The 11,755-nt window shown below is 28.2% G+C and carries 8 protein-coding genes; 7 read left to right on the top strand and 1 reads right to left on the bottom strand.

Annotated elements, in window-relative coordinates; all coding sequences use genetic code 4:
* The first annotated feature begins 15 nt into the window (after nucleotides 1-15).
* Both SAPIS_RS04235 and SAPIS_RS04230 read left to right on the top strand, forming a co-directional pair.
* Nucleotides 16-510, top strand: a complete 495-nt coding sequence (locus SAPIS_RS04235) for a lipoprotein (protein ID WP_023789991.1) — start codon at nucleotides 16-18, stop codon at nucleotides 508-510.
* 300 nt (nucleotides 511-810) lie between these two features.
* Complete coding sequence (locus SAPIS_RS04230; RefSeq protein ID WP_023789989.1) at nucleotides 811-1,902, top strand: hypothetical protein; 1,092 nt, start codon at nucleotides 811-813, stop codon at nucleotides 1,900-1,902.
* 105 nt (nucleotides 1,903-2,007) lie between these two features.
* Here the strand turns inward: SAPIS_RS04230 and SAPIS_RS04225 are convergent, their stop codons facing one another.
* Nucleotides 2,008-2,763, bottom strand: a complete 756-nt coding sequence (locus SAPIS_RS04225) for a MurR/RpiR family transcriptional regulator (RefSeq protein ID WP_023789987.1) — start codon at nucleotides 2,761-2,763, stop codon at nucleotides 2,008-2,010.
* A 167-nt stretch (nucleotides 2,764-2,930) separates the two neighbouring features.
* On the opposite strand from SAPIS_RS04225, the gene SAPIS_RS04220 reads away from it, so the two are divergent.
* The 5 genes from SAPIS_RS04220 to SAPIS_RS04200 all read left to right on the top strand — a co-directional run bounded on the left by SAPIS_RS04220 (nucleotide 2,931) and on the right by SAPIS_RS04200 (nucleotide 11,751).
* On the top strand, nucleotides 2,931-4,781 hold the full coding sequence (locus SAPIS_RS04220; RefSeq protein WP_023789985.1) for a lipoprotein: 1,851 nt from the start codon (nucleotides 2,931-2,933) through the stop codon (nucleotides 4,779-4,781).
* 107 nt (nucleotides 4,782-4,888) lie between these two features.
* Nucleotides 4,889-6,772 carry a lipoprotein gene (locus SAPIS_RS04215; protein WP_023789983.1) on the top strand — a complete coding sequence of 628 codons (1,884 nt, stop codon included), beginning with the start codon at nucleotides 4,889-4,891 and terminating at the stop codon, nucleotides 6,770-6,772.
* A gap of 199 nt (nucleotides 6,773-6,971) precedes the next feature.
* Complete coding sequence (gene plsX, locus SAPIS_RS04210) at nucleotides 6,972-7,976, top strand: phosphate acyltransferase PlsX (protein ID WP_023789981.1); 1,005 nt, start codon at nucleotides 6,972-6,974, stop codon at nucleotides 7,974-7,976.
* Nucleotides 7,973-8,665: a ribonuclease III gene (gene rnc, locus SAPIS_RS04205; RefSeq protein WP_041612621.1), complete on the top strand. Its 693-nt coding sequence runs from the start codon at nucleotides 7,973-7,975 to the stop codon at nucleotides 8,663-8,665. Before plsX ends, rnc begins: the two co-directional genes overlap by 4 nt.
* A gap of 134 nt (nucleotides 8,666-8,799) precedes the next feature.
* Nucleotides 8,800-11,751 (top strand): AAA family ATPase, encoded by a 2,952-nt coding sequence (locus SAPIS_RS04200; protein ID WP_023789977.1) that lies wholly within the window; start codon nucleotides 8,800-8,802, stop codon nucleotides 11,749-11,751.
* Nucleotides 11,752-11,755: the final 4 nt, after the last annotated feature.

Raw genomic sequence — 11,755 nt, 5'->3', positions numbered from 1 at the left:
AAGGGAGGGTATAAAATGAAAAAATTATTAAATATATTAGGGAGTTTGTCTATGACTATACTGCCTGTAACTTCGATTGTTTCATGTAAAACTAAAAATGAAGCAAGTGAAAATAAACCAAGCACAGAAGAAAAAGAGGAAGCGCCAGACTTTTCTTCTTTAATTTCTCAGTTTAAAAAAGATGTTTCTACTATAATATCTGAAGAATTATTCAAAACTAGAGAAAAACTTTTCGAGTTAGAGAAAGATGCTAAATTAAGAAATAAATTTTTAGTAAAAGAAAACATTGAAAAAAACGCAAAGCAAAAGAATTTAAGTGAAAACGACAAAAAGAATTTTGAATCTGACATAAAAACATTATTATCAATAGATAATATCAAAAGTGAACTAAACAAATTAAAAAATAAACCAGAATATAACGTTATCCTAGATGGTTTAGAGGACATTTTTGAAAATATGAATGTAAATTTTGAAAGTGCAGAATTCAAGTATAAAAATTTCTCAAATTAAGAAGTACAAGAATCTTTAAAACAAAATAATGCTAGCACAAAAGATGATGATTATACATCAAATGTTATTGTAAACTTTGATATTAACACTAAATATAAAGATCAAACCAGTCAACAAACAGTTTATAAAACTACCAGTAAATTTGTTTACTCATTAACAAGTAATGAAGCTTTAAAAGAGTTTGGTACTACATCAGTTAAAGAAATACAAAACAAATACTTTGTAGATGAAAATGAAAGTACAGAAAAAGGAATTTGATTAGATGCAAAAAATCTAGGTTTAGATGAGAAAAATGGTTTATTGTTAGATAATAACAATAAAGTTGGAGAATACTTTAGAAATAAAGAATTTGGGGATAACTTCTTGAAATACTTTAAAAAAGAAGTTTTAGAGACTTCTAAAAATCCAATCATACAAAAATTGAATTTATCTTTGGACAACGAGAATGCCTTTTCTAAAATTGACTGAAACTTAAAATTAGAAAATAAAACATCTACTAAATATGAATGACAAGATGAAAATGGCAACGGGAAACCTATGTTTAATGAGATCTTTAGAAACAATCCAATAAAAGAAGAACTAGTTTTAGCAGGGGAAAAAGCTAGTGTAAACAAAGGTCTATACAACTATGTAAAGAATGAATCTGAGGAATGATTCAAAAAATATAACAGTGGAATAGATACTTTCAAATCTAAAAATCAAATAGATTTCAGCAAAAAAGATTTGTCTTCTACATCAAAGTTGGGGTACGTATACTTAAAAGGCTTACAATTTAAGATAGATGATGATTACACTCAAGAGTTACCAGAATTCAAATTGTTAACTGGCTATTCAGTAAATAAAAAAGAAAAAAATTGAGAAGCTAATAAATATAAATCTATTGAAGAATCAAAAACAATTGCTTCTATTTATAATAATGCTAAACAAGGAATCGATGCCTATATTGAAACTTTTGGTATAGGAAAAACAGATAATACAAAGATCTTAGCTACATTTAGTGGTAAAACTCCAACTATGGGAAAAAACTTGTGAGAAACCATACAAAACACAAATGATTTTAATAAGCAAGCTCTTAACTCATCTTTATCTTTAAAAAATGATTCACAAGATCAATTTAATCAAAAAGCTTACAGAGATTACTTATTAAAAAAAGGGAATCAAGAAACTTTTAGTTGAAGATTTGTTAGAAACTCATTCAACATGATATTCAACATTAATAATACAGGTGTAGTATACGAGTATAGAACTTATCAAAGTGGTAGGTATACAAAAGAAACAGGTGAAGAGAATCTTGAAATAAACTTTGCATTAGATTTTGTTAATATAACATTTAATGTTGATAAAATTTGATTAGAAAAAGAATTGACAACTTTCTTAGTAAAACAACCTTAATAGAAAAATAAGAAACTAAAAAAACTTATGTTTGTTTCGAAAACAACATAAGTTTTTTTAATGTCTATCTTTCTTTTAAACTTAAAACCACTTGAAGTGAAAAAACTATATTTTTAAATAAATTAAAAATAAGTCAATTATCATTCAAATAGGAGTTTTTTCGCCAATAGGGAAAACCTTTCCATCCTTGCTAAAATATGTTGAGCAACTTCCATATATATGTAAATCAAGAAATTCCTTGAAGTTACAACTAAGTGTTGAGGTGATTGAAGCTATAACAAGAGGATTTTGTTGTTTTACCAGTTTTAAAAATCTTGAGATTTTATTATTATTACCAGAGATGCTAAAAACTATTACTATTTTTGATTCGACATCTAAAAGTTCAGAATCATATAGTGAAGAAAAAACCTTACAATTGATGTTATTTTCTAATAAATTGAAGTATAAAAAATCTACAATTTTTTTCGTTTTGCCTGTCGAGTAAAGTATTATTTGTCTGTAGTTTTCTGTTTTTATTATGTTTATTAATTTTAATAACTGATCTCTAGTTTTGAGTAAACTTGAAGTATTTTTTATATCTTTAATAATTTGTTTCTCGTATGTATCAATAATATTTGAGGTTTTGATATGTCCTTGATAGCATTGATTATCAAGGACATATCTAAAATTTTTAAATCCACCTAAACCTATTTTTTGAAGCATACTAGATATTACTGATTTCTGTATTTGTAGTTTGTTTGCAATTGCTTTTAATGAAGAAGTGCTAATGGTTGATAAATTATTTAATAAATAGTCAGCTAGTTTTTTTTCTTGTGGAGAATAATTACTCATACCCTGCAAGATAATGCCTCTTATATCCATGGTTATATCCTCAACTAAACTTCTTATAAAATAGACTACACATAATATAAAAAAATACTAGAAATAATATCTCATTTTTTTATATTTTTGAAAACCTTTTTTATCATAAAACAACTTTTAAGTTATTTTATGATATTATAAATTTGCAAAAGGAGAAAGTACAAAGTATGAAAAAATTATTAAATATATTAGGAAGTTTGTCGTTAACAGCTTTACCTGTAACAACCATTATATCATGTGGTTCTAAAAACAAAAGTACTGAAGAAACACCCGAACCAGGTACCCAAGAAGAAAAACCCGATTTTGCATCAGTTATTGCTGATTTCAAAAAAGAAGTAAGTACTATTGTTTCAAACGAATTGATTAAAGCTAACAAAAACTTGATTGAGGTAGAAAACAAAGGTCAAGCAGCTAATAACGAGTTCTTAAAGAAAGATGTAATACAAAAATATAAAGGTGATGAAGCAAAAAAAGTAACAGACGAAGACAAAAACAAGTTAAAAAACGATATAAACAAAAAATTAGCAATAGATAATATTAAGAATGAATTAAATAAATTAAAGGATAAAAGTGAGTATGATATCATTCTAAAAGGTGTAGAAAACGTTTTTAAAGATTTTACATTAGATTTTGATAAATTGAAAATTGACTATAAAAACTTTGAAGACCAAGGAACTATGAAAAGGGACGGTTCTGAAGTTCAACCAAAAGAATCATTTACTTCAAATATAAAAATTCCCTTTAAAATAAAAGCACTTTTTAAAGATCAAGAGTCTAAAGATGATGAAAGCACACTTATAGAAAGTAACTTCATTTATTCTTTAACAGATTCTAGTAATATAGAAAAGTTGGGGAATTCTATCGTACAAACTTTACAAAACCAATTTTTTAAAGACAAAAAGGATGATAATAGTAGTGCTTGATTAGATGCTAATTCATTAAAAATCTCTGAAGATGATAAGTTATTACATGATAATAACAAGGTATCTGACTATTTTAGCAACGTGAATTTTAAAAATGGACTTATAAGTTATATACAAAGAGACTTAGAAGAAACAAAAAATAATGAGTTTGCAAAAACTTTGACATTTGCTGAAGAGGTTGAAGTTTTATCAAAGATTGAATGATCACATTCAATCGAAAATAAACAACCAACTTTATACGGTTGAAAAGATGAAGTAAATAACGGTAAAAAAATGATGGATTTATTATTCAAAGGACTTAGCGATAAAAAGACAAAATCATTAGGTTCATCAGAACAAGAAGTAGAAGAATCATTATACAATTATATTCAAGAAAACTCTAGTAATTGATTTGAAAATTACAAAAGTAACACAGAAAGCTGAGTTGCAAACTTAAAAGATGAAAAAATTACAGGAATTGATTTATCTTCAACATCAAAAATTGGATACGCATACTTAAAAGGGTTACAATTCAAAATTGGAGATGATTATACTCAAGAATTACCTGAGTTTAAAATTCTAACAAGCTACTCAGTTGATAAAAATGAAAAAAATTGAGAAAATGATACATTTAGTGAGATAGAAAAATCAAAAACTTTAGCAGCAATATATCACAATTCATTAAAAGGAATAAACAGTTTTAAAAACAATTTTGGTATTACTAATACAACTGATAGCAATGCAATTACAGCGTTTAGTGGTGTTAAACCTAATAGAGCTAAAAACCTATGGGATACATTAAAAAACACCGGTAACCAATATAAACAAGCCTTAAACTCATCGCTTTCTTTAAAAGATGATGATCAAAAAGAATTTAGAGAGATTTTACTTAAAGAGGGAAATCAAGAAACTTTCGAGTGAAAATTCGATCGTTCAACTTTTAATCTATTATTTGGTATTGATGAAAGAGGATTATTTAATAAAATTGTTTACTATGCTGGTGAAAAATATCTAGACATCAATTTCGCATTAGATTTTGTTAACATCAACTTCAGGGTAGATGGCATTTGAACCACAAAACATAAAAATCAAATATTATTCGAAAAAAAAGCGTAAAATAAAAAAACAGGTAGCAAAACCTGTTTTTTTATTTTTTTTGGGAAATAACACTTTTAAGTTTTTTATGATAATATAAAAGCAATATATAAGGAGAACAAACAAAAATGAAAAAATTACTTAATTTATTAGGGTCTGTTGGTTTATTAGTAACACCAACTATAACTATTGTTTCTTGTAATTCAAAAAACAAAACAGAAAGTGCACCGAAAGAGGAAACAGACAATACAAAATTCTTTTCAGAAGCTATTAAAGATTTTAAAAACGAGGTTATCGATATTGTAACAACGAATGTTCTAGAGGCTAATAAAAGCTTGATTGAAATCGAAAATAAGTCACAGCAAAATAGTTTTTTAAATAAAGCAAACATTGAAAGATATAGCGGGAAAGAAAAAGATTTAGTCAAAAAAGAAGATAAAGAAAGTCTTTATAAAGATGTCTTTACTAAAATGTATGTTTCAAAAATAAAAGAAGAAATAAATAATTTAAAAAATCTTAACAAGTATACTTTAATTTTAGGGAATTTAAATGAAGTTTTTGAAGATTTGGAAATCGAGTGACCTTCTTTAAAAATTGATTATAATGAAGATTTTGGAGACTCGACAAATCTAAAGCAAGTGGGGAACGAGGATAAACCTTTTGCATCAAATGTTTATTTACAATTTGAAATCAAGACATCATATATTGATCAAGCTAATAAGAGAGCTGACTTCAGTGTCAAAAAAGATTTTACATATTCTTTGACAAACTCAAAAGTAATCGAATTACTAGGTAAAACTGTTTTAAATGATATGGAATATGGGTATTTACTAAATGGTAAAGAAAAAAGCAAAGCATGGTTAGATTCTTCGAGTCTAAATATGAAAGACAAGGATAAGCACTTAGTAGACAACAACTCTGAAGTTGAGAACTACTTCAACAATAGTTCTTTCAATAAGGACTTGACAGACACTGTTAAAAAAGTTCTTGAAGATAATAATCATGACTCTCCTTGAGTTAAGAATGCAAAACTTGCTTTCTCTGAAAATAGAGGTTTTTCTAAGATTGAGTGAAAGTATAAACTTAATTCAAATATGATGGAAAGACCAAAGCTATATTTTGTTTCAGATAGTATATACGGAGATGCTGAAAAACTATTTAATTATGTTTTCAATAGAAAAGAAGATATTGTAAAAGAAAATAAAATTCTAGGTGGGGTCTCTCAAGATGTTGACGTCCAAATCTATAATCACTTAGGTATTGTTTGATCAGACATGGTCAAAAAATATAGTAACGAAATTGATAAATTCAAAGATAACGTAGCAAAGAAAATCCCAGGTGAGACTAATACTGAGAAGATCAAGACTTTTGATTTCTCTTCAACCTCAAATATAGGCTATGTTTATTTAAAAGATTTAGAATTAAAAATCGGGGATAAATATACTCAAAAACTTCCTGAGTTTAGATTATTAACTGCCTATTCAATTGATAAAGAAAACAAAAACTGAACTGGTGACACTATCAAAGGATACGAACACAGTAAGACATTCGAATCTGCATACCATAATACAATCAAAGGTGTTAACAGCTTTAGACAAACTTTCGGAATAGTGGATAAATCTTCTGCTGGTGGATTTACATCAATTACAGGTCAAACACCTGGTATAGCGAAAAATTTGTGAACAACTTTTAATAGTAGTGAAGCATGACTTAAATATGGTGTTAATGATTCATTATCTTTAAATAATGGTATTCAAAAAGAACACAGAGATTATTTACTTAAAACAGGTAATCAAGAAATCTTCGGATGAGCCCTTTTCGGAGAGAAATCTAATACTAAAGTCAAAGTTACTACAAAGGGATATATTAATAGTGGAACTGTCCTAGGTGCACAAGGTAACCCCTTCGAAGATGTTAATTTAAGACTTGATTTCATAAATATTAATTTTAGATTACCAGGTTATTGAAATGCTCGTGCAGAAGGCAAAACAATCATTGGACGTGCAAGTTAAACATTTTTTCTTAAAAAATGTCTCTAATTATTAGAGACATTTTTTTATTTTTGAAAGCAAGAGATGCCCCAAATTGTTTTATAATAAGTACCTTACATAAATAATTGATGATATATCTATATATAATGATTTTTCTATATCTAATCATAGTCGAGAGTACTTTATTGGTATATAATAATTAATAGATTGGAGAAAGCTAATGGAATTTAAAACAATTGCATTTGATGTAATGGGTTCGGATAATGGTTTAATTCCAGCAGTGGATGCTGCTATTAAACTATTAGGTGAGCAAAAAAGGTTAAAAATAATTTTCGTTGGAGACGAAAAAGAGATTAGAAGTTGCCTACACAAAAAAAAGTATAATCACGACCAAGTTGAAATCTTTAACACTACTGAAGTAATCGATATGAAGGGTGATATAATGGACATTCGAAGAAAAAAAGATTCTTCAATGGTAAAAGCCCTAGAACTAGTTAGGGATAACAAGGCCGATGCTGTAACCACTGGTGGAGCAACAGCCCCCTTTATAGCTGGTTGTCATTTTATATTGGGTAAAATTAAAGGTATAGAAAGACCTGGTTTTATGCCCGTTATTCCTACCATCATCAAAGATAAAGTAACCTTATTACTTGATGTCGGTGCAAATTTAGAATGCGACCCAGAGGATATCGAGAAGTTCGCTATTATGGCAACTGCATATTCAAAGTCGGTAAGAGGTGTCGATTCACCGAAGGTTGCATTATTAAATATTGGTGAAGAAGAATCAAAAGGCTTTGACATGCACAAAAAGGCTTATAAACTTTTAAAAGGAAATAAAGATTTAAACTTTATAGGAAATATTGAACCTAGGTATTTAACATCAGGTATCGCAGATATCATAGTTTCGGATGGATACTCTGGTAATGTTGCTCTTAAATCAATCGAAGGGATTGGTAAAATGTTGCTTACCGAAATCAAAAGTGCTATAACTAAAACTCTTTGAAGAAAAATGGCAGCATTAAGACTTAAAAAAGCATTTAAGGAAGTATCTGTTAAGTTTGATTATAAAAATCACGCGGGAGCAATACTTTTGGGAGCTAAAAAAATTGCATTCAAATCTCATGGATCAAGTGATAAAAAATCTTTTTATGCTACATTAAGAATGACTTATGAAGCAATTGAAAACGATGTTTTAAATAAAATGACTAAAGCTTTAAAATTATAATTATGCAAAATTTCTTTAAGCAATTTGATATAACAATAAATAATAAAAGTTTTTATAACGAGGCACTAACTCATAACTCTTACTCAAATGAAAATAGACTTACAAAGAATTATCAACGTCTTGAATTCTTGGGGGATGCTATTTTACAAATGAATGTAAGTGAATACCTATTCAAAAAGTTTCCAAATTATAATGAGGGAATTTTAACCAAGTATCGTAGTTCTATGGTTAGAAGGGAAAGTTTGGCTCAAATTTCTAAAAACATCGGTCTAGGAAAGTTTATTAGGTTAGGTGTTGGAGAGTTGGAATCTAAGGGTTATGAGAAGGAGTCAATTTTATCTGATATTTATGAATCATTAACAGCAGCTATTTATTTAGATGGAGGTATTGTTGCTTTAAATAAGTGATTAGAGGCCACTATATTTAGTAAAGAAAATACTAAGGATTTTTTAGAGCATGTAACAGATTACAAATCTGAATTACAAGAAATCATTCAGCTTGAAATGAGAAGTCAATTATCTTATTCCACTGTAAAACAATCTAAGGTCGAAGAAAATAAGACTCTATTTATAGTTAAGGTTATGATTGATGGGATGATTTATGGAACCGGTGAAGGATTCAATAAAAAGCAAGCAGAGCAACAAGCGGCAAAATCAGCTTTATCAAAAATTAAAAAAAAAGCTAAATAGTAAATTATGTCCCTTATTTGGGACTTTTTTAGTGTGGAAAACTTTTAAAAAAGTTTTTGGTTTTAGTGAAAAGTCTATATAATAACAATTGTGTTATATAGGATGGCTATATACAAAAACAAGAGGTAAAATAAATGATATTTTTAAAACGAATTGAAGCGTTTGGTTTTAAGTCTTTTGCTGAACCAACCACTTTAAATTATGGTTATGCAATGACTGGAATTGTAGGACCAAATGGTTCAGGAAAATCAAATATTACAGATGCTATTATGTGAGCGCTTGGTGAACAATCTTCCAAATCATTAAGAGGTGACTCTATGGAAGATATCGTTTTCTCAGGAAGTTCTGAACACAAAGCTTTAAATATGGCCGAAGTAACCCTTGTTTTTGATAACAGCACTAGAGCGTTTAGCTCATTGGAATATAATGAAGTATCCATAACAAGAAAATATTTTAAATTAAATAAAGAGTCTGAATACTATATAAACGGAACAAGAGTTAGACTCAAAGATATTCAAGACGTTGCTCTTGAAACTGGCTTAACAAAATCTAGCTTAGCGATCATATCACAAGGTTCAATATCTTCTTTTGTTGAGTCAAGCCCAGAACAAAGAAGAAGATTATTTGATGAAGCTGCTGGTGTTGCTAGGTACAAAAAGAGAAAAGAAGAAGCCCTAAGAAAATTAATAAGATCTCAAGAAAACTTGGACAGATTGAACGATATCATAAACGAAATTGAAAGAAAATTACCAAGCCTAAAAAGACAGTCTTCAAAAGCGTTAGAGTATCAAAAAAAATGAGAAGAACTTAAAAATATAGAAGTTTCTATTCTTGTTAAAGACATTCAATTGTACAAAAAAAGAATATTAGAGATTGACGAAGAAAAACTAAATCTTAAGTCAAAAATCTCTTCACTAGACAAAAACATTGTAATCAAAGCAGAAGAATTTAACAATTTAAACAAAAAAAGTTTTATGAATGAAAAGGAACTAGCTTCCTTGAATAAAGAGTTTACTGAAATTGTTGACAATATTGGTAAATTAAGAATATCTAAAATCAATTTAGAATCAAAAAAATCTAAGCTTGATATCGATGAAAAAGAATTTAGAATTAGTGAATTGAAAAATAAATCTAAAGAATATGAAGTAAAACTAAACTCTGAAGAACAAAAGCTAGCAAGGTTATTGAATGAAAAACAAGATAAGAAAAAACTTGTTGACTCTTTAAGTAAAGAAAGATTTGATTTTAATAATAAACTTGACTTACTGAGAAAAGAAATAACTAAAATTGAAATATTATTAGAGAATATCAATAATAAAAAGAATTCACTTGAAGGTTATTTTGAAGGAGTTAAAAATGTTTTAGAGAATAAAAAAACTTTAAACGGAATAATAGGAACAGTTCAGGAAATCATAAGTATTGACCAAGAACATGAGTTAGCTATGAGTAGTATATTGCAGAACTCAGTTCAAAATATTGTTGCAACCACAGCAAACGATGTAAAACAAGCTATAAATTTTTTAAAATCGAACAAGGCGGGATATGCAACATTTTTACCACTTGATACGCTAAAACCAAACTTAATATCTGGTGAAAAAAAATTTGCAATTCAAAACGCAAACGGGTTCTTAGGATTCGCAAATGAACTTATTAAAACAAACAAAAAATATCAAGTAGTTCTAGATTATTTAGTTGGTTCATTTATAGTAGTGGATAATTATGATAATGCTGTTGAATTAGCTAAGTTGATAAATTACAAATTCAACATTGTAACGTTAGATGGAGAGAGAATATTGCCACACGGTGCTATTGTTGGTGGAAGTAGAAAAATTAAAAGCACTTTAACTTTCGACGCATCTAAATTAACAGAATTAGAAAAGAGCAAACTTAGTCTTGATCATGAAGAGAGTTCGATCGTCAAAAAAATAGCATTAATAAATGAAAAAATAGAGTTACTAAGAGAAGAGTTAACAGAAACACAAAGTTCCATAGGTGCAGCGAAAAAAGCATCGGAACATTATGAAAAAGAAATTTCTGATGTTAAGGAAGAATATCGAATCCTAACTGGAAAAGAATTAAATAGTAACGTTGATTTAGTTCAATCAATTGATGAACAAATTATTGAAGTGGTAGAAAAGATTTCGCAGCTAGAATCAAAAAAAGAAGAAATAAATCAAAAAATTAATGTTATTCGCTCAGTTAAGGATAAATCTGTTGAAAAACAAAACGATTTAAATTTAACTATTGATGAAGAGCGCAAAATGTTGCAAAGGTTGAAAGATAATTACTCTAGCTTATCTACCGACAGATTGCTTCTATTTGAAAAACAATCTAATCTTACAGAAAGATTAGGACAAAACTATAATTTAACTTTTGAATCTGCGATAGAACTTGAAAAAGTTGCTATACTAGATGAAGATGAAACTAGAAAGAAAATAAATCTTTTAAGAAGCGAAATAAAATCCCTGGGAAATATCAATGTTGACGCAATTCAAGAATATGAAGAAGAGAACAAAAGGTATCAAAATTATGTTGAGCAAACTAATGATGTTCAAGAATCGATCGGAAGTTTAAAAACCGCTATCAACGATATGGACATTCAAATGACAACACAATTCAAAACCATAATTAAACAAGTTAATGATGCATTACCAAAAACATTTGCGACTTTATTTGGTGGGGGTACAGCATCTATTGTATACACAACCCCAAATGATATTTTGAATTCAGGTATCGATATCAAAATATCTCCACCTGGTAAAAAAATAAGTAACTTAAACTTACTATCTGGTGGAGAGAAATCAATGGTGGCTTTGTCTGTACTATTCTCTATCCTTAAAGTCAAACCTATTCCATTGGTCATATTGGATGAGGTCGAGGCTCCTTTGGACATAGCAAATGTTGAACGCTTCGCAAAGTACATTAAAACTTTTACAGAAAATACGCAGTTTATGATTGTAACTCATAGAATTGGAACTATGGAAAATTGTGATATATTATTTGGAGCAACAATGCAACAAAAGGGTATTACAAAGCTTGTTCAAATTAAATTACTAGAAGCAAGAAAATTGAGTAATTCAAATTAATTTA

This window comes from Spiroplasma apis B31 (assembly GCF_000500935.1).
Taxonomy (GTDB): domain Bacteria; phylum Bacillota_I; class Bacilli_A; order Mycoplasmatales; family Mycoplasmataceae; genus Spiroplasma_A; species Spiroplasma_A apis.
Note: the sequence above shows the minus strand (reverse complement) of the source record. Positions and strands in the feature narration are given on the sequence as shown.